Source organism: Curtobacterium sp. MCBD17_030 (assembly GCF_003224255.1).
Classification (GTDB): Bacteria; Actinomycetota; Actinomycetes; order Actinomycetales; family Microbacteriaceae; genus Curtobacterium.
In genome coordinates this window covers 243,372-266,940 of record NZ_QKLI01000001.1, presented here as the reverse complement: position 1 = coordinate 266,940, position 23,569 = coordinate 243,372, and the positions used below count along the sequence as shown (strand labels likewise).

The 23,569-nt window shown below is 72.4% G+C and carries 24 protein-coding genes; 2 read left to right on the top strand and 22 right to left on the bottom strand.

Translation table 11 applies throughout. From position 1 onward, the window contains the following. Window positions 1-18 precede the first annotated feature (18 nt). The 11 genes from trpC to DEI89_RS01165 all read right to left on the bottom strand — a co-directional run bounded on the left by trpC (window position 19) and on the right by DEI89_RS01165 (window position 9,081). Window positions 19-792 carry an indole-3-glycerol phosphate synthase TrpC gene (gene trpC, locus DEI89_RS01215; RefSeq protein ID WP_110902484.1) on the bottom strand — a complete coding sequence of 258 codons (774 nt, stop codon included), beginning with the start codon at window positions 790-792 and terminating at the stop codon, window positions 19-21. Window positions 793-850: 58 nt separating this feature from the next. Beyond that, window positions 851-1,090 (bottom strand): DUF6704 family protein, encoded by a 240-nt coding sequence (locus DEI89_RS01210; protein ID WP_110902204.1) that lies wholly within the window; start codon window positions 1,088-1,090, stop codon window positions 851-853. Continuing rightward, on the bottom strand, window positions 1,077-1,820 hold the full coding sequence (locus DEI89_RS01205; protein WP_110902203.1) for a Trp biosynthesis-associated membrane protein: 744 nt from the start codon (window positions 1,818-1,820) through the stop codon (window positions 1,077-1,079). The genes DEI89_RS01210 and DEI89_RS01205 overlap by 14 nt, the downstream gene beginning before the upstream one ends. Further along, window positions 1,817-3,349: an anthranilate synthase component I gene (locus DEI89_RS01200; protein ID WP_110902202.1), complete on the bottom strand. Its 1,533-nt coding sequence runs from the start codon at window positions 3,347-3,349 to the stop codon at window positions 1,817-1,819. Before DEI89_RS01200 ends, DEI89_RS01205 begins: the two co-directional genes overlap by 4 nt. Then, window positions 3,346-3,747 (bottom strand): phosphoribosyl-AMP cyclohydrolase, encoded by a 402-nt coding sequence (hisI, locus tag DEI89_RS01195; RefSeq protein WP_110902201.1) that lies wholly within the window; start codon window positions 3,745-3,747, stop codon window positions 3,346-3,348. Before hisI ends, DEI89_RS01200 begins: the two co-directional genes overlap by 4 nt. A gap of 88 nt (window positions 3,748-3,835) precedes the next feature. Continuing rightward, on the bottom strand, window positions 3,836-4,639 hold the full coding sequence (gene hisF, locus DEI89_RS01190) for an imidazole glycerol phosphate synthase subunit HisF (protein WP_110902200.1): 804 nt from the start codon (window positions 4,637-4,639) through the stop codon (window positions 3,836-3,838). After that, a complete protein-coding gene (gene hisG / locus DEI89_RS01185) occupies window positions 4,636-5,475 on the bottom strand; it encodes an ATP phosphoribosyltransferase (RefSeq protein ID WP_110902199.1) in 840 nt (279 codons plus the stop codon). The genes hisF and hisG overlap by 4 nt, the downstream gene beginning before the upstream one ends. Window positions 5,476-5,537: 62 nt before the next feature. Then, window positions 5,538-5,801, bottom strand: coding sequence for a phosphoribosyl-ATP diphosphatase (locus DEI89_RS01180; protein ID WP_110902198.1), 264 nt, complete (start codon window positions 5,799-5,801; stop codon window positions 5,538-5,540). A 9-nt stretch (window positions 5,802-5,810) separates the two neighbouring features. Beyond that, window positions 5,811-6,476, bottom strand: a complete 666-nt coding sequence (gene rpe / locus DEI89_RS01175) for a ribulose-phosphate 3-epimerase (protein ID WP_110902197.1) — start codon at window positions 6,474-6,476, stop codon at window positions 5,811-5,813. A gap of 50 nt (window positions 6,477-6,526) precedes the next feature. Then, window positions 6,527-8,131, bottom strand: a complete 1,605-nt coding sequence (locus tag DEI89_RS01170; RefSeq protein ID WP_110902196.1) for an RsmB/NOP family class I SAM-dependent RNA methyltransferase — start codon at window positions 8,129-8,131, stop codon at window positions 6,527-6,529. Then, window positions 8,128-9,081, bottom strand: a complete 954-nt coding sequence (locus DEI89_RS01165) for a methionyl-tRNA formyltransferase (protein ID WP_110902195.1) — start codon at window positions 9,079-9,081, stop codon at window positions 8,128-8,130. Before DEI89_RS01165 ends, DEI89_RS01170 begins: the two co-directional genes overlap by 4 nt. 117 nt (window positions 9,082-9,198) lie before the next feature. Between DEI89_RS01165 and DEI89_RS01160 the strand changes: the two genes are divergently transcribed. Both DEI89_RS01160 and DEI89_RS01155 read left to right on the top strand, forming a co-directional pair. Beyond that, window positions 9,199-9,528, top strand: a complete 330-nt coding sequence (locus DEI89_RS01160; protein ID WP_110902194.1) for a hypothetical protein — start codon at window positions 9,199-9,201, stop codon at window positions 9,526-9,528. Window positions 9,529-9,637: 109 nt separating this feature from the next. Further along, a complete protein-coding gene (locus DEI89_RS01155; protein WP_110902193.1) occupies window positions 9,638-10,114 on the top strand; it encodes a DUF4383 domain-containing protein in 477 nt (158 codons plus the stop codon). Between the two features lie 125 nt (window positions 10,115-10,239). Here the strand turns inward: DEI89_RS01155 and DEI89_RS01150 are convergent, their stop codons facing one another. Genes DEI89_RS01150 through pyrR form a run of 11 tightly spaced genes read right to left on the bottom strand, consistent with a single transcriptional unit; the run spans window position 10,240 to window position 23,537 of the window. Then, window positions 10,240-12,270: a primosomal protein N' gene (locus tag DEI89_RS01150; RefSeq protein ID WP_110902192.1), complete on the bottom strand. Its 2,031-nt coding sequence runs from the start codon at window positions 12,268-12,270 to the stop codon at window positions 10,240-10,242. A gap of 8 nt (window positions 12,271-12,278) precedes the next feature. Continuing rightward, window positions 12,279-13,487 carry a methionine adenosyltransferase gene (gene metK, locus DEI89_RS01145; protein ID WP_110902191.1) on the bottom strand — a complete coding sequence of 403 codons (1,209 nt, stop codon included), beginning with the start codon at window positions 13,485-13,487 and terminating at the stop codon, window positions 12,279-12,281. A gap of 5 nt (window positions 13,488-13,492) precedes the next feature. After that, the gene (gene rpoZ, locus DEI89_RS01140) at window positions 13,493-13,756 is read right to left on the bottom strand and encodes a DNA-directed RNA polymerase subunit omega (protein ID WP_110902190.1); all 264 of its coding nucleotides are present in this window, start codon (window positions 13,754-13,756) and stop codon (window positions 13,493-13,495) included. A 29-nt stretch (window positions 13,757-13,785) separates the two neighbouring features. Next, window positions 13,786-14,694, bottom strand: coding sequence for a guanylate kinase (gmk, locus tag DEI89_RS01135; protein WP_110902482.1), 909 nt, complete (start codon window positions 14,692-14,694; stop codon window positions 13,786-13,788). Window positions 14,695-14,747: 53 nt separating this feature from the next. Then, the gene (gene pyrF, locus DEI89_RS01130) at window positions 14,748-15,632 is read right to left on the bottom strand and encodes an orotidine-5'-phosphate decarboxylase (protein ID WP_258368601.1); all 885 of its coding nucleotides are present in this window, start codon (window positions 15,630-15,632) and stop codon (window positions 14,748-14,750) included. Continuing rightward, on the bottom strand, window positions 15,629-18,907 hold the full coding sequence (gene carB, locus DEI89_RS01125; protein WP_110902189.1) for a carbamoyl-phosphate synthase large subunit: 3,279 nt from the start codon (window positions 18,905-18,907) through the stop codon (window positions 15,629-15,631). The genes pyrF and carB overlap by 4 nt, the downstream gene beginning before the upstream one ends. Continuing rightward, a complete protein-coding gene (carA, locus tag DEI89_RS01120; protein WP_110902188.1) occupies window positions 18,907-20,106 on the bottom strand; it encodes a glutamine-hydrolyzing carbamoyl-phosphate synthase small subunit in 1,200 nt (399 codons plus the stop codon). The genes carB and carA overlap by 1 nt, the downstream gene beginning before the upstream one ends. Continuing rightward, window positions 20,103-20,648 (bottom strand): hypothetical protein, encoded by a 546-nt coding sequence (locus tag DEI89_RS01115; protein ID WP_110902187.1) that lies wholly within the window; start codon window positions 20,646-20,648, stop codon window positions 20,103-20,105. Before DEI89_RS01115 ends, carA begins: the two co-directional genes overlap by 4 nt. Next, on the bottom strand, window positions 20,645-22,000 hold the full coding sequence (locus DEI89_RS01110) for a dihydroorotase (RefSeq protein ID WP_110902186.1): 1,356 nt from the start codon (window positions 21,998-22,000) through the stop codon (window positions 20,645-20,647). Before DEI89_RS01110 ends, DEI89_RS01115 begins: the two co-directional genes overlap by 4 nt. Continuing rightward, on the bottom strand, window positions 21,997-22,956 hold the full coding sequence (locus DEI89_RS01105) for an aspartate carbamoyltransferase catalytic subunit (protein ID WP_110902185.1): 960 nt from the start codon (window positions 22,954-22,956) through the stop codon (window positions 21,997-21,999). The genes DEI89_RS01110 and DEI89_RS01105 overlap by 4 nt, the downstream gene beginning before the upstream one ends. Beyond that, entirely contained in the window at window positions 22,953-23,537 is a 585-nt protein-coding gene (pyrR, locus tag DEI89_RS01100; RefSeq protein ID WP_110902184.1) for a bifunctional pyr operon transcriptional regulator/uracil phosphoribosyltransferase PyrR, read from the bottom strand. Before pyrR ends, DEI89_RS01105 begins: the two co-directional genes overlap by 4 nt. Window positions 23,538-23,569 lie beyond the last annotated feature (32 nt).

The following is a 23,569-nucleotide window of genomic DNA, read 5'->3' as shown; positions in this document are numbered from 1 at the left end:
CGTGCACCGGACGGGTTGTCAGCCGTCGATGAACGACGCGAGCGTGGCGGCGGGGTCGGCGCCGGTGACCAGCGCCTCCCCGACGAGGACGACGTCGGCACCGGCGGACCGGTAGTGGGCCACGTCGGCGGGGGTCTTCACGGCGGACTCGGCCACGCGGACGACCCCGTCCGGGATCCGGTCGGCCAAGGACCCGAAGAGGTGGCGGTCGAGCGAGAAGTCGGTCAGGTCGCGGGCGTTCACACCCAGGATCCGTGCGCCGGCGTCGAGGCCACGCGCGACCTCGTCCGCGGAATGCGCCTCGACAAGGACGCGCATGCCGAGTTCTTCGGCGAGGATGTGGAGCTGCACGAGCGTGGACTGGTCGAGGGCCGCGACGATGAGCAGGACGATGTCCGCTCCGGCCGCACGCGCTTCGACGACCTGGTACGGGTCGGCGATGAAGTCCTTGCGGAGCACGGGGATGCCGACACGGGCCTTGACCGCCTCGAGGTCGGCGAGCGTGCCGAGGAACTTCCGGCCCTCGGTCAGGACGCTGATCGCGGAGGCTCCGCCGCGCTCGTACTCGGCGGCGAGGGCAGCCGGGTCCGCGATCGGGGCCATCGACCCACGGGACGGACTCGCACGCTTGACCTCGGCGAGGACCTTCACCCGGTCACCCGGGGCCAGGAACTGCAGCGCGTCGAGCGGCGAGGCGACCCGGTCGAGGTCGCGTTCGACGTCCGCGTACGGGCGGTCGAGTCGACGAGCAGCGGCGTCCTCGAGCGCACCGGCGACGAGGCCCTGCAGCAGGTCGACCCCGGGCACCGGAGGAACGCGCACGGTGTCGGTGGGCTCAGCCGACACGGGCTCAGCCGCCGTGGTGCTTGGTGACGTACTTCGGACCGTTGACGCCGTAGCCGGCCTTGCCCATCGCGAAGCCCACGATGAGACCGATCACGACGACGGCAGCGGACGCCCACACGCCCCAGGCGATGTCGAACCAGAAGCAGAGCGTCCCGGCCGCGAAGCCGATCAGCATGATGACGACGGCCGTCCAGGCCGCCGGCGAGTGGCCTTCGCCGAGTTCTGCGGGCTCAGTGTTGCTCACGGTGCTCCTCGTGGTCGCTGGCGCCACCGGTCGGGCGGCGCTCCGTCGATCCTACCGTGTCCGGGGTGTCGGACTGCCCCGCGACGGCGTCCCCCGCGGTCGGGTCGACGCCCGCGCTGAGGTCGTCCCAGTCGACGACCGCGTCGCGTACGACGGGTCGGCGCGGAGCACCGTCGACGGACGCGGGACCGCCACTGGCCCCGGCCGCGGAGGCCGCTCCGGGCGTGGCGGCATCGCCGTACCTGCGGCTCGGACCGGGCCAGGACCGCTGCAGGAAGAGCACCGCGACGCCGAGCAGCGACGCGAGGACCCCGCCGATGATCCCGATGACCGGCCAGACACCGACGTCGACGCCGGTGACGACCTGCCGGACGGCGCCGATGTCGCTGACTCCGGCGACCGAACCGATGGCGCTCCGCGCGGCGGCGACCGGATCGGACAGTGCCGTGACGCCGGTGACGACGACGGCCACCCCGAGCAGGACCTGCACCACGGCGAGCACGACGCGGACGACACGGCCGGCGATCGTCATCGCGAGGAACAGGGCGAGGCTGGCGATCGCGACTGCGGTGTACTGCGGTACGACGGTGGCTCCGTCCGCGTCCACGGTCTTCACGACGGCCGCGGTGTGGTCGAGGTGCACGGTGAACCAGGTCTGCGTCCACGACAGCATCACGAGTCCGGCGACCAGGAGCCCGAGGACGACGACGAGCGGTCGGGAGCGCTTCACGGGGCGACCCCGGTCATCCGGTTGGCGGTCGCGACGGCACGCAGCGGCGCGGCGGCCTTGTTGACCGACTCGAGGTGTTCGCTCATCGGGTCCGAGTCGGCGACGAGCCCGGCACCGGCCTGCACCCGTGCGACCCCGTCCTGGATCAGGGCGGTGCGGATCGCGATGGCGACGTCGGCGTCCCCTGCGAAGTCGAAGTACCCGACGACCCCCGCGTACGCCCCGCGCTTCGCGGGTTCGAGCTCGTCGATGATCTGCAGCGCGCGCGGCTTCGGCGCACCCGAGAGCGTGCCGGCCGGGAAGGTCGCCCGGAACACGTCGATGGCCGACATCCCCGGGCGGATCGCCCCCTCGACGCTGGAGACCAGGTGCATGATGTGGCTGAACCGCTCGACCGTCATGAACTCCGTCACGGCGACGGTCCCCGGCTCGCACACCTTCTGCAGGTCGTTGCGGGCGAGGTCCACCAGCATCAGGTGCTCGGCGCGCTCCTTCGGGTCCTGCAGCAGCTCGTCGCCGAGGCGCACGTCCTCTTCGGTCGTGGCACCGCGCGGCCGGGAGCCGGCGATCGGGTGCGTCATCGCGCGACCGTCCTGCACCTTCACCAGGGCCTCCGGCGACGCTCCCACGATCCAGAACGGCCGGGCGTCGGTGCCCGCGAGCGACAGGAAGTACATGTACGGGCTGGGGTTCAACGTGCGGAGGACCCGGTAGACGTCGAGGGGGTCGGCCGTGACCTCCTGGTCGAACCGCTGCGAGATGACGACCTGGAAGACGTCGCCGTCGCGGATGAACTGTTTCGACCGCTCGATGGCGGCCGCGTACTCCTCCGGAGTGGACCGGGAGCGTGCGGTCGGTTCGGCGATGTCGAACGCCTCGGCGACGGTCGCGATGCTCGGCTGCACGAGGTCGGCCTGCATCCGGTCGAGCCGGGCCTGCGCGTCCGACCACAGGGTGTCGGCATCGTCCGTGCCGTCGTTCAGCGCCGTCGCGACCAGGAGCACCAGTCCGGTGCGGTGGTCGAGGGCGGCGAGTTCGGCGACGAACGACAGCGCCTGTCCGGGCACGTCGAAGTCGGCGGGCGGCGCGTCGGGCAGGTGTTCGAGCTGGCGGACCGCTTCCCACCCGATGAAGCCGACGGTGCCGCCGACGAGGGGCGGCATGCCCGGCACGCGGGGCGTCGCCCAGCGCTCGTGCAGCCGGGCGAGGACCTCCAGCGGCTGCCCGTCGAGCGAGCCGACGGCCCGTTCGGCCGACATGCCGGTGTCGATCCAGGCGGCGCGGTCGCCCTCCTGGGTCAGGACGCCGAAGCTGCGGACACCGACGAACGACCAGCGCGACCAGAGGCCGCCCTGTCCGGCGGACTCCAGGAGGAACGACCCGGCGCGACCGTCGGCGAGCTTCCGGTAGACCCCGACCGGCGTCTCACTGTCGGCGAAGAGCGCGCGGACGACGGGCACGACACGGTGGCCGTCGCGGACGAGTCCGTCGAAGTCGTCGCGGAGCGTGGTGCGGGGCGAGTCGCTCATCGAGCCGCCCCGTCCGCAGCCGCGGTGTCGGGCGCCGAGGCGGTCACCGGCTCGAGCGGGTCGACGTCGAAGCACCGGTGGGCACCCGTGTGGCACGCGGCTCCGACCTGCTGCACCGTGACGAGGAGCGTGTCGTCGTCGCAGTCCAGGGCGGCGGCACGGACGTACTGGGCGTGGCCCGACGAGTCCCCCTTGCGCCAGTACTCGCTCCGGGACCGCGACCAGAAGGTCACCCGGCCCTCCGTCAGGGTGCGGCGGAGGGCTTCACGGTCCATGTAGCCGAGCATGAGGACGTCCTTCGACGATTCCTCCTGCACGATGGCGGGGAGCAGTCCGTCCGTACCGAAGCGCGCGCGGTCGAGGACCGCTTCGGTGCTGGTGCTGGTGCTGTCGGTCATGAGGGCACCAGCCTACGGCCCTGCCCGGCGCGCTCGCTGCGGACGGACACGCCGGACGGGAGGCCCGAGCCGGCTCGCCGGGACGGCGTCAGCGGACGACGTGGCCGGTCGCGCGGAGCGCCCCCTTGACGTCGCCGACGGTCATCTCACCGCGGTGGAACACGCTCGCCGCGAGGACCGCGTCGGCACCGGCGTCGACGGCGGGGGCGAAGTGCTCGACGCGCCCCGCGCCTCCCGAGGCGATGACCGGCACCGTGGAGACCGGACGGACCGCGGCGACGAGGTCGAGGTCGAAGCCGTTCTTCGTGCCGTCGGCGTCGATGGAGTTGACGAGGAGCTCCCCCGCGCCGCGCTCGACGGCCTCGCGCGCCCAGGCGATCGCGTCGATGTCGGTCTCGGTGCGACCGCCGTGCGTGGTGACCACGAAACCGGACGGCATCCGGTCGGAGCGCTTGACGTCGAGCGACAGGACGACCGCCTGGGCACCGAACCGGTCGGCGATCTCGGACACCAGCTCCGGGCGGGCGATCGCGGCACTGTTGACGCCGATCTTGTCCGCGCCGCACTGCTGTAGGCGAGAGACGTCGTCGACGGTGCGGACCCCACCGCCGACGGTGAGCGGGATGAAGACCTGCTCGGCGGTGCGGGTGACGGTGTCCCACATCGTGGCGCGGTTCTCGACCGTCGCGCCGACGTCGAGGAACGTCAACTCGTCGGCGCCCTGCTCGTAGTACCGCGCGGCGAGCTCGACGGGGTCCCCGGCGTCCTGCAGGTCGAGGAAGTTGACGCCCTTGACGACCCGGCCGCCGGAGACGTCGAGGCACGGGATGACACGGACCGAGACCCCGCCGAGTGCTGCGCCCGGTGCGGTCGCGTCGGGTGCGCCGGTCACAGGCGTGCGGCGTGGATCGGGCTGACGAGGATCGCCCGGGCGCCGAGGTCGTACAGCGCGTCCATGATGAGGTTGGCGTCGTCGCGCGGGATCATCACGCGGACGGCCGACCAGGCGCGGTCGTGCAACGGCGAGACCGTCGGCGACTCGATGCCCGAGGCGATCGCGGTCGCCTGCTCGAGCAGGTCGGACGGGATGTCGTAGTCGAGCATGACGTAGCCGCGGGCCACCAGGACGCCCTGCAGCCGGCGCCGGAGCACGTCGATGCCGGAGATGGTCTCGTCGGTGGTGATGAGCACCGCGGTGGACTCCAGGATGACCGGGCCGAAGATCTCGAGCCCGGCGGCGCGGAGTGTGCTGCCGGTCGAGACGACGTCCGCCACCGCGTCGGCGACCCCGAGCCGGACGGCGCTCTCGACAGCGCCGTCGAGCTTCACGAGGGTCGCGGTGACGCCGTGTTGTGCGAGGAACTCGCCGACGAGGCCGGGGTAGCTCGTGGCGACGCGGACACCCTCGAGGTCCTGCAGCACGCTGTACCGGCCCGGGGCGCCGGCGAAGCGGAAGGTGGAGTCCGCGAACCCGAGCGCGTCGACCTCGTGCGCGGTCGACCCCGAGTCGAGCAGCAGGTCGCGGCCGGTGATCCCGACGTCGAGTGCGCCCGAGCCGACGTAGGTGGCGATGTCCCGCGGACGGAGGAAGAAGAACTCCACCCCGTTGCGCTCGTCGATGAGGTGCAGCGCCTTCGGGTCACGGCGGCCGGCGTACCCGGCCTCCCGCAGCATCTCGGAGGCGGTCTCGGACAGTGAGCCCTTGTTGGGCACGGCGATGCGGAGCATCAGGTCTGCTTCCTGGAGGAGGGGTCGGTGACGGATCTGCGGTGCGCGGGGTGACGCGCTCCCTACAGATGTCGCCAGACGTCCGCCGGGGTCAGGCCCTTCGCGATCATGAGGACCTGCAGGTGGTACACGAGCTGCGAGATCTCTTCCGAGGTGCGCTCGTCGCCCTCGTACTCGGCCGCCATCCAGACCTCGGCGGCTTCCTCCACGATCTTCTTGCCGATCTGGTGCACGCCGGCATCCAGTTCGGCGACGGTGCCGGAGCCGTCCGGGCGCGTGCGCGCCTTCTCGGTCAGCTCCGCGAACAGGTCGTCGAACGTCTTCACGTTCCCAGGCTACCGGTCTGCGAGCGCACGCTGTGCCGCCGCCCGGAGATCGGTGATGCGGGCGGCGGGCTCGCCGCCGTAGACCGCGGAGCCGGCGACCAGGGTGTCCGCGCCGCTCCGGACCGCCTCCGGCACCGTGTCGACCGCGATGCCACCGTCGACCTCGAGCCAGACGTCGAGCCCCGACGCGTCCACCGCGGCGCGTGCGTCGGCGAGCTTCGGCATCACCGAGGTCATGAACGCCTGACCACCGAACCCGGGCTCGACGGTCATCAGCAGGATCATGTCGTAGGCGTCGAGGTGGTGCAGCACCCGGGTGATCGGGGTGCCGGGCTTCACGGCGACCGCGGCGCGGGCCCCGTTCGACCGGATGGCGGCAGCGGTGGCGACGGGGTCGGTCGCGGCCTCGACGTGGAAGGTGACGCTGGACGCACCGGTCTCGGCGTACTTCGGCGCCTCGGTGTCGGCGTCGGTGATCATGAGGTGCACGTCGAGGGGCACGGGCGACACCTGCTGCAGGCGCTGGACGATCGGCAGGCCGAGCGTCAGGTTCGGCACGAAGTGGTTGTCCATCACGTCGACGTGCACCATGTCGGCGGTCTCGATGCGCTGGAGCTCGCGCTCGAGGTTCGCGAAGTCGGCGGACAGGATGCTCGGCGAGATGCGGATCGTCACCCGTCGAGCCTACCGGCCCGGACCCGGCCGGCCACCGAGCCGACAGCCCGTCAGGCGGTCCGGCGGAACAGTGCGATGAACATCGCGTCGGTACCGATCCGGTGCGGCCAGAGCTGCACGGTCCGGCCGTCCGCGACCTGCGGGTCACGCGCGGCGACCGAGCGGACCACGGATGCGGTGTCGAGCTGCTCGAGCAGGTCCCCGTGCCGACGCATCAGGGCGTCGACCTGGCCGCGCGTCTCGGCCAGGTGCGGCGAGCACGTCACGTACGCCAGGGTGCCGCCCGGTGCGAGCACGCGGACCGCGGCCTCGAGCAGCTCCTCCTGCAGGACGGCCAGTTCGGCGACGTCCTCCGGCTGCTTCCGCCAGCGGGCCTCCGGACGGCGACGCAGCGCGCCGAGGCCGGTGCACGGGGCGTCGAGCAGGACGCGGTCGTACGTGACACCCGAGCCGTCGTGCCCGTAGCGGCGACCGTCGCCCTCGACCACGGTGACGGTGTCACGGAAGTCGCGGAGTGCCTCCCGGACGAGTCCCACCCGGGCCGGGACGAGCTCGTTGGCGGTGAGGGTCGCACCAGCCTGTGCGGCCTCGGCGGCCAGGAGTGCGGCCTTGCCACCCGGGCCTGCGCAGAGGTCGAGCCAGCGTTCGCCGGCCCGTACCTCGGACGAACGGGACAGCGCGAGGGCCGCGAGTTGCGAGCCCTCGTCCTGGACGCGGAGCCGGCCGGCGGCGACGCCGGGGACGCGGGCCGGGTCACCGGTGACGCCGCGGATCCCGACGGGCGAGACCGGCAGGTCGGGAGCGGCCGGGGCGGGCTCTTGCGCCGCGTCGGCCTGGTCGGCCTCGGCCTCGGCCACGTCGGCTGCGGCGTCGTCGCCCGGACCGACGGGAGGCACGTCCCCCGTCTCGTCGTCGTCCGCCGCCACGCGGGCGGTCGCCTGCTCGACGTCCTCGGCCGACGCGACACCGGGCAACGCCGCGAGCTGGACCCGCGGTGCCTCGTTGTCGGCGGCGAGGAGCGCGACGAGTTCGTCACGGGACCGCTCCGCGGCCAGGGCGTCCCGGAGTGCCGACACGACCCACACCGGGTGCGACCAGCGCGTCGCGAGGAGTGCGTCCCCGCCGAGGCCCGCCGTCACCAGGGCGTCCCACTCCTCCGGCGTCTTGCCGGCGACCTTGCGCATCACGGCGTTGACGAAGCCGGTGGCACGGGTGACGCCGACCTCGCGGGCGAGCTCGACCGTCGCGGAGACCGCCGCGTGGGTCGGGGTGCGCATGCCGAGCAGCTGGTGCACCCCGAGGCGCATGACGTCGAGCACGTCGGCTTCGATGAGGTCCGCCCGACGTCCGGACGCCACCGCGACCACCACGTCGTAGCGGCCGATCATCCGGATCGTGCCGTAGGTGAGCTCGGTGGCGAAACCGGCGTCCCGCGCGCTGAGCCCGGCTCGTCGGATGCGCGTCGGCAGGAGCAGGTTCGCGTACGCGTCGTCGACCTGGACGGCACGGAGGACGTCGAACGCGACCCGCCGGGCGCTCATCTGCCGGGGCTCGCGGGGTCGACCGCCGGGGCGCCCGCCCGGGCGCCCGACACCGCTGCCGCCGCCGCGGCCACCGCGCTGCGCTCCGCGTGACCGTGCCTGTTCCGCGCTCATGCGAGCACCTTCCCGTCGAGCGGTCCGAGCCCTCGGGCCCAGGCCGCGGCGTCCATCGCCTTCTTGCCGGCCGGCTGCACCTCGGTCAGCACGAGCGGTTCGTCCGCCGTCCCGACCAGCAGGGCACCGTCCACGAGCCGGAGCGCACCCGGCGCGAGGTGCGGGGCGGAGTCCTCCGGGCCTCCCGGCCGGCCACCGACTGCACCGTACCGGCGCGCCCGCAGCAGCTTCACCCGGGTCTCGCCGAGGTGTGCGAACGCACCAGGCTCCGGGGTGACGCCACGGAGCCTGGCGTGCACCGCGGCCGCCGGGGCGGCGAAGTCGGTCCGGCCGTCCTCGAGGGTGAGCTTCGGGGCCCACGTCGGAGCGCCGACCTGCTCGGTGGCGACGGCGGTGCCCGCGGCCATGGCGTCGACGACCCGCACGACGACGTCGGCACCGGTCACCGCCATCGCGCTGAGGACCTCGCCGGAGGTGGCCTCCGGGTCGATCGTGAACGGCTCGGCCGCGAAGACCGGGCCCGCGTCCAGGGCCGCGACCAGCTGGAACACCGTCGCGGCCGTGGTCGTCGCACCGGCCATCACGGCACGCTGCACGGGGGCGGCACCGCGGTACGCCGGCAGGTCGGAGAAGTGCAGGTTGACCCAGCCGAGCCGCGGGGCGTCGAGGGCTGGGCGACGGAGGAGTGCGCCGTACGCGACGATCACACCGAGGCCGACGTCGAGCGCCGCGATCCGGGCCGTCACCTCGTCGTCCACACGGGAGGCCTCGATCACCGGCAGCCCGAGCTCCGCCGCTGCCTGCGCGACCGGCGTGGGCGTCAGCACGCGCTTCCGGCCCTGCGGCGTCGGCGGGCGGGTCAACACCGCCGCGATCTCGTGGTCGGACGCCGCCAGAGCACGGAGGGTGGGGACCGCGGCAGCGGGACTGCCGGCGACGACGAGACGCATCGGACCAGTCTCCCACGAGCCGCGGCCGCGCCCGGGCGGACGCCGTCCGCGCCGGGCCTGGGGACGCGCTGAGGCGTGCCTGCCTACGGTCGCTGGCATCTCGACGGAAGGACCACCATGACCACCGACGCACTGCCGCTGCCGGACTTCGACCACCTGCCGCTCGGCAACCTCGCCGAGCACGTCCGCCCGCTCGACCGCGACCAGCTGCAGACCCTGCTCGAGCACGAGCGGGCCCACGGGAACCGGCTGCCGGTCGTGGAGGTGCTGACCTCCCGGATCGCCGCACTCGAAGCCGGGGCCGAACCGACCGGCTCGGTGCCCGAGCACCTCCCGGAGGTCCAGCAGGGCACCGGCGGTTCCCCCGCCGTCACCCCGGCCACGTCCGGGCCGGTCATCAACCCGCCGTCACACGGCGACCCGACCAACCCGGCCCAGCCCCGCTGATCCGCGGACCCGGCTCGCCGGCGTCGTGCCGGACGAGCTGTGCCCTCGCCTCCGGACAGCGCGGAGACCGACGGGTACGTTCACAGGCGATTCCCTGAAAGGAACGAACATGTCAGACCGACTCTCCACCCCCGCTCCCACGAGCTTCGCCGAGACGCCCGTCCAGAAGGGCGCGCTCGTCGTCGGCATCGTCTTCCTGCTCGTCGGCCTGGCGGGCTTCATCCCCGGCCTGACCACCGGTGACCTCGGTGGTGCCGGCAACGACTCGATGGGCATGCTGCTCGGCATCTTCCAGGTGTCGGTCCTGCACAACATCGTCCACCTGCTCTTCGGCATCGTCGGCGTCCTGGCGGCCCGACGCGCCAGTGGTTCCCGGCTCTACCTGGTCATCGGCGGCATCGTCTACTTCGTGCTCTGGATCTACGGCCTGTTCACCGCGAACAGCGACAGCGCCGCGAACTTCGTGCCGCTGAACTCGGCGGACAACTGGCTGCACCTGGTCCTCGCGATCGGCATGGTCGCCCTCGGCGTCGTGCTCTCGCGCGGCCGCCGTGCACCGGTCGGCGCGGAGCGGACCGCGCGCTGACCCGGATCGGTGACCTCGGTCGGTGACCTCGGTCGGTGACCTCGGTCGGCGACATGACGGGAGGCCCGTGGCGGGATCGCCACGGGCCTCCCGTCATGTCCGGGCTCGGCTCTGCAGCGACCGGTTCAGACCTCGGAGAACGGCTCGGCGTCGTCCATCCGGACGCGGAGGGCCGGAGCCGCGCGACGCTTCGCCCCGCCCTTGACCACCCGGCGCGTCGACGACCGGCGGATCACCTCGGCCTTGAGGGTCGCCGCCACCTCTGTCCCGTGGCCGTAGGGGAAGCGCACGATCGCGCGGACCGTCCCCGGCGTCGGGTCGTCGACGGGGACCGGTCCGAGGACCGGGCCCACCGGCGCGTCGCCGAGCGCCTCGATCGCGCCGGTCACCGCCTCGTCCGTCCCGGTCAGCGTGGCGACCCGCACCGCCGGCGGGAAGAACAGCTCACGCCGGTCGGTGAGTTCGTCGTGGGCGGGCACGTCGAGCCGCCAGAGTGCCATCGCGTTCGCGAGCTTGCCGCCGATGCCGACGAGGTACACCGGCGCTCCGGGAGCGCCCTTCGCCGCGGCGTTCGCCCAGATCCGGAGGACGTCCTCCTGGACTCGCAGTCCCTCGCGCGCCAGCATCCGTTCGCCGTCCAGGAGCAGTACGCAGGCGTAGCCGCCGGCGACGTCCGGTTCGGCGCCGCGGGTCGCGACGACGACCGCGGGACGGGCCGGTACCTCGTCGATCGGGCGCGATCCGTCGGCCACCACGATCCGGGTGTTCGGGAAGGCGCGGCCGAGTTCGTCGGCGGTGCGCTGGGCACCCTGGCCGACGGGCTTGAGCTTCCCGTTGCCACAGGTCGGGCAGCGGTACCCGGCCGCGAGCGCGCCGCAGAACCGACACTGCGGGGTGGACCCGGCGTGCGGACTGCCGAGTGGACCACCGCACACCCGGCAGTGGGCGCGCTCCCCGCACTCGGTGCAGACCAGGCCGGTCCCGAAGCCGGGGTTCGACACCTGCACGAGCACGGGTCCGTCGTGACTGGCCTCGCGGGCGGCCCGCCAGGCACTGCTCGGGATGCGGGCCTGTGCGGCGTACCCGTCGGCGTTGGTCTGGTGGGCCGTCGGGACGACCTTCGGCACACGGGCGCGGTGCGGACCGATCTCCTGCAACCATCCGAGCTCGACGAGCCGCTGCACGTCGGTGCTCCGCGCGTGCGACACCATCAGGAGCGCGGCCCCGGACTGGGCGGTCCGTACCAGCGCGACGTCACGGGTGTGCACGTACGGCGCGCGCTGCTCGGCGAAGGACGGGTCGCCGTCGTCCCAGAGGGCGATGAGGCCGAGGTCCGACGCCGGTGCGTACACGGCGGCACGATTCCCGATCGCGACGACCGGGTGCGTCCGGGCGGTGAGGAGTGCCCGGGCGCGCTGCCCGTTGGTCTGCTTCGCGTCGAACCGCACCACCCGCTCGGCGGGCACGAGGACGAGCAGGGCGCGCTCGAGGTCCGTGACGTCGCGGAAGTCGGGCACGGCGATGACGGCCGACCGCTCCCCCGCCAGGGTGTGTGCGGCGGCCTGCGCCAGGGTCGCGGCCCAGCCGGGCACCCAGGCGGGAGCAGGCCCGTCGGCGTCGTCGGCCGGGATCGCTCGGGCCGGGGCGGCGAGCAGGACCGGGTGCGGGATCGCACCGACGGCCGCGCGTCCGCCGGCGTCCATCACCGCCTCGACGACCGCGTCGCCGTACCCGTCGACCGGGACCGCCGTCACGCGGGGCGGCACGTGGTCCGGGTCACGAGCGAGCCAGGCCTTCTCCGGCCGGACCTGCCGCGTCGGCACCGCGAGGCGCAGCACGTCGCTGGCGACCCCGGCGGCACGGTCGGCCACGGCGCGGGCCAGCTCCCAGACCTCCGGCGCGAGCACCGGCACCGGGCTGACGAGCTCCTCGACGGCACTCAGCTCGCCCGGGAAGTCGTTCTCCGGCGAGAGGGCGTCGTCGGCCACGACCTCCACCACGTAGGCGTCGGTCATCCGGGCGCCGGAGCGCAACGGCACCCGGACCCGGACCCCCGGCACGCAGTCGTCCTCGATCTCGGCCGGGACCCGGTAGTCGAACAGACGGTCGAGTTGCGGGAGCGGTGAGTCGAGGACGACACGCGCGACGTTGGCCACGAAGGGCCTCAGACGGTGACGGAGACGAGTCCTGCCGCGGTGCGGAGCTCCTCGACGCGGTCGAGCTGCTCCCAGGTGAAGCCGGGCAGTTCGCGACCGAAGTGCCCGTAGGTCGCGGTCTGCGCGTACTTCGGGGTCAGCAGGTCGAGGTCACGGATGATCGCGGCCGGTCGCAGGTCGAACACCTTCGTGATCGCGGCTTCGATCGTCGCGTCGTCGACGTGGCCGGTGCCGAAGGACTCGACGTACAGGCCGACGGGCTTGGCCCGACCGATCGCGTAGGCGACCTGGACCTCGAGGCGGTCGGCGAGACCCGCCGCGACGGCGTTCTTCGCGACCCAGCGCAGGGCGTAGGCGGCCGAGCGGTCGACCTTGGACGGGTCCTTGCCGCTGAACGCGCCGCCGCCGTGCCGGGAGGCCCCGCCGTAGGTGTCGACGATGACCTTGCGCCCGGTGAGTCCGGCGTCGCCCTGCGGGCCGCCGATCTCGAAGCGTCCGGTCGGGTTCACGATCACGTCGACGTGCGACGAGTCGAGCTCCACCAGGTCGAGCACCGGGCGGATGACGTGCTCGGTGATGTCCGCGGTCAGCTGCTCGAGCGAGACGCTCGGCGCGTGCTGGGTCGACAGGACCACGGTCTCGACGGTCTTCGGCGTGACGCCGTCGTACCCGACCGTGACCTGGGTCTTGCCGTCCGGGCGCAGGTACGGCAGCTCGCCGGACTTGCGGACCGCGGCGAGCTTCTCGGCCAGGCGGTGCGCGAGCCAGATGGCGACGGGCATGTACTCCGGCGTCTCGTTCGTCGCGAAGCCGAACATGATGCCCTGGTCACCGGCGCCCTGGCGGTCGAGCGGGTCCGTGCCGGCACCCGAGCGGGTGTCGAGGGACTCGTCGACACCCTGGGCGATGTCCGGGGACTGCGCGCCGATCGAGATCTCGACGCCGCAGGTGCGACCGTCGAAGCTCACGTCGGACGAGTTGTACCCGATGCCGGTGATGACGTCGCGGACGAGCTGCGGGATCTCGACGTAGCCCGAGGTCGTGACCTCTCCCGCGACGTGCACGAGCCCGGTCGTCACCATCGTCTCGACGGCGACCCGTGCGTTCGGGTCGACCGTGAGCAGGGCGTCCAGGATCGCGTCCGAGATCTGGTCGCAGATCTTGTCGGGGTGGCCTTCGGTCACCGATTCCGACGTGAACAGGCGGAGCGCACTCACCGGGATCAGGCGGAGGGCTGCTGCTGCTTGGTGACGGTCAGCTTGTCCTCGTTGATCTCGTGGAGCGCGACCGAGAGCGGCTTGTCGTCGATCGTCGAGTCGACGAGCGGGCCGACGTTGTCGAAGAGCGAGCCTTCGTGCAGGTCGGCGTAGTAGTCGTTGATCTGGCGAGCGCGCTTCGAAGCGAAGATCACGAGCGCGTACTTCGACTCGACCTTGCTGAGCAGGTCGTCGATGGGCGGGTCGATGATGCCCTGGGGGTTGGCCATGGGGTTGCTCCTCGTCGTCGGTGCACCGGTCAGGGCGCAGAGAACAAGTCTACGACCTCGCGTGCCGCCGTGCTGACATCGGAGTTCACGATCCGCACGTCGAACTCGTCCTGGGCCGCGAGCTCCACCTTCGCGGTCTCGAGTCGGCGGGTCTGCTCCTCGGGCGTCTCGGTGCCGCGGCCGATGAGCCGACGGACGAGTTCGTCCCACGTCGGCGGCAGCAGGAACACCAGGACGGCCTCGGGCATCGCGTCCCGCACCTGGCGGGCGCCCTGCAGGTCGATCTCGAGCATGACCTTCTCGCCGGCGTCGAGCGCGCGGTCGATCGGCGGGCGCGGGGTGCCGTACCGGTAGGAGTTGTGCACGGTCGCGTACTCGAGCAGCTCGCGGTCGCGGATCATCCGGTCGAACTCGGCGTCGTCCACGAAGTAGTAGTGCACGCCGTCGACCTCGCCCGGGCGGGGCTTCCGGGTCGTCGCGGAGACGCTGAGGTTCACCTCGGGGTACTGCTCACGGATGTACGCGCTGACCGTGCCCTTGCCGACCGCGGTGGGTCCGGCGAGCACGACGAGCTTCGACGCCGCGCGCTTGCGTCCGCGCTGGGCGAGCCAGTCCGCCAGTTCGGTCCGCTGCCGGCTGCCGAGTCCCCCGAGGCGCTTCGACGGGGCGATCCGCAGCGCACCCATCACGGCCTCCGCCCGGGCCGGTCCGACACCGGGCAGACTCGTGAGCAGGTCACGGACGCGGAGCGAGCGTTCGGCCGCGGTGGTCGCGACGACGGACTCGTCCTCAGACCAGGCGGAACGGGCGACCTCGAGCGGCGACCGCTCGCCGGTGGCGATCGCCGACTTGACCGCGGCGCGTGCGCGTCGTGCGGCGACGGCGGCCTTCGCGGCCGCGACCCGGTCGACCTCCGGCGGGTTGCGGTGCGCCGGCAGGGCCGAGCGGCCGGGATCGGTGTCGTCGGACCGGACGTCCGCCTGCTCGTCGCTCACGCCGCCGTCCCCAGCGCGCGTGCGATCCGGTCGGCACGGTCGGCGACGAGTGCGGCGACACCGTTCGGCCCGTCGCCGAGCAGCCCGCGGGACTCGCTCACGAGGACCTGCTCCGCCCGGCTGCCGTACAGCGCGCGGAGGTCCTGGATCCGGGCCCCCTGCGCACCGAAGCCGGGTGCGAGGACCGGGGCGGTGCCGATCTCGTCGGCCGTGATGCCGAAGTCGTCGAGGTCGAGGGTCGCGCCGAGGACCAGCCCGACGTCCCCCAGGGGCTGGTCGGCGCTCGTCCGGTTGTCGTCTGCCACGTCCACGACGATACCGGCCGCCACGGTCCGGCCGGCACGCGGGCCCTCGGCGAGCACCGCTGTCTGCAGCACACGCGCCTCCGGGTTGCTCGTCGCGGCGAGGACGAACACGCCCGCACCGTTCTCGCGGGCGACGGCGACGGTCCCGGACAGCGAGCCGTACCCGAGGTACGGCGACACCGTCATCGCGTCCGCCGTGAACGGGCCGTCACGGTCCAGCCACGCCAGGGCGTAGTCGTCGCCGGTCGAACCGATGTCGCCGCGTTTGACGTCCGCGACGACCAGGAGGCCCGCATCACGCGCGCGACCGATCGTCGCCTCGAGCGCTCGGTACCCGGGCACCCCCGCCGCCTCGAAGAACGCGATCTGCGGCTTCACGACAGCCGCTCGCCCCGCGGCGGCGTCGACCAGGGCGGCGCCGAAGGCGGTGAGACCGGCCTCGTCGCGGCCGAGCCCCCACGCCGCCAGGGTGGCGGCGTGGGGGTCGATCCCGACGCAGAGCGCCGACCGCGACTCGATGGCGGCCGCGAGCCGGACGCCGAACGGGGTCGGGCCTCCGTGCAGACCTGGGGTCACCAGCCCGCCCGCTCGAGCGCGTAGTCCTGCAGGCTCCGGACACTGTGCGGCGTCCCGATCGTCTCGATCGCCGCGACGGCGGCGCCGAGCTGCGAGATCGTCGTGAACAGCGGCTTGTCCGCCGCCACGGTGGCCGCGCGGATCTCGTACCCGTCCGCGCGACCGGCGGCACCGCTCGGGGTGTTGATGACGATGTCGACCTCGTTGCGGGCGAGCAGGTCGACGACGCTCTCCTGCCCCTGGCTGTACTTGCCGACGGTGCCGACCAGGATGCCGTTGCGGCGGAGCACCTCGGCGGTGCCCTCGGTGGCGATGATCGTGAAGCCCAGCTGCTGCAGGCGGTGCACCGGCAGGACGATGGCGCGCTTGTCGGTGTCCGCGACGCTCACGAACACGGTGCCGCTGGTGGGCAGACCACCGTAGGCGGCCTCCTGGCTCTTGAGGAACGCCCGCGGGAAGTCGCGGTCGATGCCCATGACCTCTCCGGTGGAGCGCATCTCGGGGCTGAGCACCGAGTCGACGACCTGACCCTCGCGGGTGCGGAAGCGACGGAAGGGCAGCACGGCCTCCTTCACGGCGATCGGGGCCTCCATCGGGACGAAGGCGCCGTCGCGTGCCGGCAGCAGTCCCTCGGCGACCAGGCCGTCGACACTCGTGCCGGTCATGATGCGTGCCGCGGCCTTGGCCAGTGCGATGCCGAGCGCCTTCGAGACGAACGGGACCGTGCGGCTGGCGCGGGGGTTCGCCTCGAGGACGTAGAGCACCCCGGCGGCGATGGCGAACTGCACGTTGAGGAGTCCGCGGACGCCGACCCCGCGCGCGATCTTCTCGGTCGCGTCGACGACGGCCTGGATCTCGGCGCGGCCGAGGCCGACCGGGGGCAGGGTGCAGGACGAGTCGCCGGAGTGGATGCCGGCCTCTTCGATGTGCTCCATGATGCCGCCGACGTAGAGCCGCTCGCCGTCGTAGAGCGCGTCGATGTCGATCTCGACCGCGTCATCGAGGAACCGGTCCACGAGCAGCGGCAGGTCCGGGCCGATGATCGCCTGGTCGGCCATCCGGTCGAAGTAGTCGGCGAGGGTGGCGGAGTCGTAGACGATCTCCATGCCGCGGCCGCCGAGCACGAAGGACGGACGGACGAGCACCGGGTAGCCGATGCCCTCGGCGACCGCGGTGGCGCTGGCCAGGTCGTGGGCGGTGCCGTTCTTCGGCGCGAGCAGGCCTGCTTCGTCGAGGATGCGCGAGAACGCCCCACGCTCCTCCGCCAGGTCGATCGCGTCCGGCGTGGTGCCGAGGATCGGGATGCCCGCGGCCTCGAGGGGCTTCGCCAGGCCCAGTGCGGTCTGGCCGCCGAGCTGCACGACGACGCCCACCACCTGGCCGGACGCCTGCTCGGCCTCGATGACCTCGAGCACGTCCTCCACCGTGAGCGGCTCGAAGTAGAGCCGGTCCGAGGTGTCGTAGTCGGTCGAGACCGTCTCCGGGTTGCAGTTGATCATGATCGTCTCGAACCCGGCGTCGCTCAGCGCGAAGGACGCGTGCACGCAGGAGTAGTCGAACTCGACGCCCTGGCCGATGCGGTTCGGACCGGAGCCCAGGATGACGACCTTCTTGCGGTCGCTCGGGGCGACCTCGGTCTCGGTGTCGTAGGACGAGTAGTGGTACGGCGTCAGGGCGGGGAACTCGCCGGCGCAGGTGTCGACCGTCTTGAACACCGGGCGGATGCCGAGCGCGTGTCGCTGGTCGCGCGCCTCCTGCTCGGAGACCCCGCGGAGCGCCGCGATCTGCGCGTCGCTGAAGCCGTGCTCCTTGGCCCACCGGACGGTGTCCGCGTCCAGGGTCTCGGCGGCACGGACCTCGTCCGCGACCTCGTTGATGAGCACGATCTGGTCGATGAACCACGGGTCGATCTTCGTGGCCTCGAAGACCTCTGCCGCGGTGGCGCCAGCGACGAGGGCCTGCTGCACCGTGACGATGCGGCCGTCGGTCGGGACCGAGGACTTCTCGAGCAGGGCGGCCTTGTCGAGCTGGTCGGCCGGCACGTCCCAGTGGAAGCTCGACCCGCGCTTCTCGAGCGAGCGGAGCGACTTCTGCAGCGCGGTGGCGTAGTTGCGGCCGATCGCCATCGCCTCGCCGACGCTCTTCATCGTGGTGGTGAGCGTGGCGTCGGCGGCCGGGAACTTCTCGAACGCGAAGCGCGGGGTCTTCACGACGACGTAGTCGAGCGTCGGCTCGAAGCTCGCCGGAGTGACGCGGGTGATGTCGTTCTGGATCTCGTCCAGGCGGTACCCGATGGCCAGCTTCGCGGCGATCTTGGCGATCGGGAAGCCCGTCGCCTTCGACGCGAGCGCCGAGGAGCGGGAGACGCGCGGGTTCATCTCGATGACGATCAGACGGCCGTTCGCCGGGTCGACCGCGAACTGGATGTTGCACCCGCCGGTGTCGACCCCGACGCGGCGGATGATGTCGATGCCGATGTTCCGCATGTTCTGGTACTCGCGGTCGGTCAGCGTCAGCGCCGGGGCGACGGTGATCGAGTCGCCGGTGTGCACGCCGACCGGGTCGACGTTCTCGATCGAGCAGACGACGACGGTGTTGTCGGCGTTGTCCCGCATCAGCTCGAGCTCGTACTCCTTCCACCCCAGGATCGACTCCTCGAGCAGGACCTCGGTCGTCGGGCTGGACTGCAGACCGTCGCCGACGAAGCGCACGAGTTCCGACTCGTCGTAGGCGAAGCCGGAGCCGAGACCGCCCATCGTGAAGGACGGGCGGACCACGAGCGGGTAGCCGAGGTCCTTCGCGAACTCCTTCGCCTCCTCCAGGGTGTGCGCGATGTGGCTGCGGGCGACGTCGGCACCGGACTCGAGGACGAGCTCCTTGAAGAGCTGCCGGTCCTCACCGCGCTGGATGGCGTCGACCTTCGCGCCGATGAGCTCGACGCCGTACTTCTCGAGGATGCCTGCTTCGTCGAGGGAGATCGCGGCGTTCAGCGCGGTCTGTCCGCCCAGGGTCGGCAGGACGGCGTCCGGCTGCTCGATGCGGATGATCTCCTCGAGCGACGCGTTCGTGATCGGCTCGATGTAGGTCGCGTCGGCGAAGTCCGGGTCGGTCATGATCGTCGCCGGGTTCGGGTTCACCAGGATGACGCGGACGCCCTCCGCGCGGAGGACGCGGCAGGCCTGCGTGCCCGAGTAGTCGAACTCGGCGGCCTGCCCGATCACGATCGGGCCGGAGCCGATGACCAGGACGGAGCTGATGTCGGTGCGCTTGGGCATCAGTTGCCCTCCTTCGTGATGTCGGCGGCAGGCGTGGTGGCGTCGGTGGTGGCCGCGTCGAGCGGCGCTCCCTGCCGTCGGGCGAGCACCATGTCCCGGAAGCGGTCGAAGAGGTACATGCTGTCGTGCGGTCCGGCGGCGGCCTCGGGGTGGTACTGCACGCTGAACGCGGGGATGTCGAGCGCCCGGAGGCCCTCCACGACGTTGTCGTTCAGTGAGTAGTGCGAGACCTCGACACGACCGAAGCCGACCGGGGACTCGAGGACCTCACCGACGGGCGCGTCGACCGCGAAGCCGTGGTTCTGGCTCGTGATCTCGACCTTGCCGGTCGTCGTGTCGAGCACCGGCTGGTTGATGCCGCGGTGACCGAACGGCAGCTTGTACGTGCCGAAGCCCAGGGCACGGCCGAGCAGCTGGTTGCCGAAGCAGATCCCGAAGAACGGCCGGCCGTCGCGGAGGCTCTCCTGCAGCAGGGACACCTGCGCGTCGGACGCCGACGGGTCGCCGGGGCCGTTCGAGTAGAAGAGCGCGTCGGGGTCGAGTTCGCGGAGCCGCTCGACCGTGACGTCCTGCGGCAGCACGTGCACCTCGAAGCCGCGCTCCGACAGGTAACGGGTCGTCGACGACTTCACGCCGAGGTCGAGGACGGCCAGCGTGCCGATCCGCTCGCCGACCGGCTCGACGACGTACTCCTCGGCCGTGGAGACCTCGGCGGAGAGGTTCTTCCCCGCCATGCCGGCCTGCTCGGTGACGATCCGGAGCTGCTCGTCGGCGTCGAGCGTGGCATCCGCCCCGCTGAACACGCCGCCCTTCATGGCACCCGCGTCGCGGATGCGACGGGTGAGGGCGCGGGTGTCGATCCCGGAGATCCCGACGATGCCGTCGCGCACCAAGTGCTCGTCGAGCGACGCGTCCGCGCGGTGGTTCGACACCACGCGGCTCGGGTCGCGCACGACGTACCCCGCGACCCAGATGCGCCGGGACTCGGGGTCCTCGTCGTTGACACCGGTGTTGCCGATGTGCGGCGCGGTCTGCACCACGATCTGCCCGGCGTAGGAGGGGTCGGTGAGCGTCTCCTGGTAGCCGGTCATGCCGGTCGCGAAGACCACCTCGCCGAGCGTGCGCCCACGGGCGCCGTAGGCCCAGCCGTCGTACCGGGTGCCGTCTTCGAGGACCAGTACGGCCCGTTCGCGTGTCATGAGTTCGTCCCTTCGCCCGCAGTGTGCGGGGAGTCGTTCGTCGTCGCCAGTCCCTGCAGGGCGGTGAGCGCTTCCGCGTCGCCCTCCGGGAACCGGAAGTAGGTGTCGAGGTCCGTCGCAGCTGCGGCGCCGGTCGCCGTCCATTGCAGTCGGACCAGTCCCCCGGGCTCGACCACTCGGTCGATCGCCCACGTGGCCCGGTCGGCACCGCGGACGGCGCTCCGGGCGATCCACCGGTCGTCCACGCCGGCGTGGTGCAGCACGACGCCGGTCGCGTGCACGGTCACGCCGCCGCGGCCGCGGAAGCCGAGTCCGCCGGCGGTGATCCGTTCGAGCGGTTGGTCCGCTCGGGTCGTCGCGACGGTGAACCCGTCCCACGACCCGGCCGCCGGACCACGGTCGGCCGGCACCGGGACGGGAGGCACGGCCTCCGCCTGCCGTCGGCTCCGCGTCCGCCACGTGCGCGCCATCGCGACGTACAGCGCGGCCACCGCGAGCAGGATGACCCCGCCGAGCAGCCAGCGCGCCGTGTCACCGCTCATGCCGTCGCCACCCGTGCCGCTGCAGCCCGGGCCGCGACGGTGTCGGCGTCGACGAGCTGCCCGTCGAGCACCGTCGGCTCGCCGTGGTGGAAGGTCGCGACGACCCGGCCGGGCAGCCGCATCCCGACGTACGGCGAGTTCTGCGACTGCCCGTGCAGGTCGGCCACCGAGAACTCGCGGCCCGCCGCGGGGTCGTAGAGGGTGATCTCGGCCGGCGCACCCGCGGCGATCGCGTGGCCGTGGCCCGTGACCTGGCCGATCCGGGCCGGCGCGCTCGACAGCACACGGGCGACGTCGGCCCAGTCCAGTCGGCCGTCCTCGACCACGGCGGCGTGCACCACGCTCAACGCGGACTCGAGCCCGACCATGCCGTTCGCGGCGGCGGGCCACTCGCAGTGCTTGGCCTCGGCGGGGTGCGGGGCGTGGTCGGTCGCGACGATGTCGATCGTGCCGTCGGCCAGGGCGGCGCGGAGTGCCTCGACGTCCTCGCGGCGGCGGAGCGGCGGGTTCACCTTGTACCGGGCGTCGTAGCCCGGGGTGCCGTCGTGCCCGGCGATCAGGTCCTCCGTGAGCAGCAGGTGGTGCGGTGTGACCTCGGCCGTGACGTCGATGCCGCGGGACTTGGCCCAGCGGATCACCTCGACGCTGCCGGCGGTCGAGACGTGGCAGACGTGCAGCCGAGCTCCGACGTGGTCTGCGAGCAGGACGTCTCGCGCGATGATCGACTCCTCCGCCACGGCCGGCCAGCCCGCCAGACCGAGTTCGGACGACAGTCGGCCCTCGTTCATCTGCGCGCCGACCGTCAGACGGGGCTCCTGCGCGTGCTGTGCGAGCACGCCGCCGAAGCCCTTGATGTACTCGAGCGCCCGGCGCATCAGCAGCGGGTCGGCGACGCACGAGCCGTCGTCCGAGAACACCCGGACCTTCGCGCGTGAGGTCGCCATGGCACCGATCTCGGACAGGTGCGTGCCCTGCAGCCCCTGCGAGACGGCACCGATCGGACGGACCGTGACGTACCCGGCGTCGTCCCCGAGCGCCTGCACCTGCTCGACGACCCCGGCGGTGTCCGCGACCGGCGAGGAGTTCGCCATCGCGTTCACGGCCGTGAAACCGCCGGCGGCCGCGGCCCGCGAGCCGGAGAGGACGGTCTCGGACTCCTCGTGCCCGGGTTCCCGGAGGTGGGTGTGCAGGTCGACCAGGCCCGGCAGGGCGAGCAGCCCGTCGGCGTCGACCACCGTCGCACCAGCCGCGTCGAGACCGGACCCGACCGCGGTGACGAGCCGTCCCTCCAGGCGGATGTCGGCACGCGAGCCGTCGACCAGCTGCGCGCCACGGATGAGGTGTGCGGTCATGCGACGGTCTCCTTCTGGTGGTCACCGGTGAGGGCGAGGTAGAGCACGGCCATCCGGACCGAGACGCCGTTCGCGACCTGTTCCACCACGGTCGAGCGAGCGTCGTCCGCGGCGACCCCGGCGATCTCGAGGCCCCGGTTCATCGGTCCGGGGTGCATCACGAGCGTCCGCTCGGGCAGCCGGGCGAACCGCGCGGCGGTCAGCCCGAAGTGCCGCGTGTACTCACGCGGGTTCGGGAAGAAGGCGTCGTCCATCCGCTCCTGCTGGATCCGGAGGGTCATCACGACGTCCGGGTCCTCGGCCAGTGCGGCGTCGAGGTCGTGGTGCACGGCGGCGCCGAAGGGACGGTCGACCGCCGGCAGCAGTGTCGGCGGGGCGGCGAAGGTGACGTGTGCACCGAGCGTCCGGAGCAGCCAGGCGTTGCTCCGGGCGACGCGGCTGTGCAGCACGTCGCCCACGATGAGCACCCGGACCCCGTCGAGCCCCTGCCCGCGGCTGTCGGTGCCGTGCAGACGGCGGCGCATCGTGAAGGCGTCGAGGAGCGCCTGCGTGGGGTGCTCGTGGGTGCCGTCACCCGCGTTGACGACGGGCACGTCGATCCAGTCCGCCTCGGCGAGCACGCGCGGAGCGCCGGAGGCCCCGTGGCGGATGACGATGCCGTCGATGCCCATGGCGTCGAGGGTCTGCACGGTGTCCTTGAGGGACTCGCCCTTCGAGACGCTGGAGCCCTTCGCGGCGAAGTTGATGACGTCCGCGGACAGCCGCTTGGCGGCGGCCTCGAACGAGATGCGCGTGCGGGTCGAGTCCTCGAAGAAGAGGTTCACGATCGTCCGACCGCGGAGCGCCGGGAGCTTCCGGACCTCTCGTGTGTTGACCTCGGCCATCTCCTCGGCGACGTCGAGGATCCCGATGGCGTCGTCGCGTGACAGGTCGGCGGTGGAGAGCAGGTGCCTCACGACGCACCACCCTGTTCGGTACCGCCCTGTTCGATGACGACGTCGTCGACACCGTCCGTCTCGGTCAGGTGCAGCGTGACCCGTTCGTCGCCCGCCGTCGGCAGGTTCTTGCCGACGTGGTCGGCGCGGATCGGCAGTTCGCGGTGGCCGCGGTCGACGAGCACCGCCAGGCGCACGGCGCGGGGCCGCCCGATGCCCTGCAGCGCGTCGAGTGCTGCCCGGACCGTCCGGCCGGAGTACAGCACGTCGTCGACCAGGACGACGACCCTGCCGTCGACGCCGCCGGCCGGGATCACCGTCGGGTGTGGCGCACGACCGATGCCCCGGCGCAGGTCGTCCCGGTACATCGTGACGTCGAGTGCGCCGACCCGCTCACTGCCGATCCCCGCGGCGGCGGACTCCCACCCGGGCTCGATGTCGGCGAGGATGCGACCGAGGCGCTCGGCGAGGACGGCCCCACGGGTCGGGATGCCGAGCAGCACGAGTTCCGAGCCACCGTGGTTGGCCTCGAGGATCTCGTGCGCGATGCGCGTCAGAGCACGCGTGATGTCGGGTTGCTGCAGGACCGTTCTGGTACCCACGCCGACCTCCTTCCCCGCCTCTCTGGACGGCT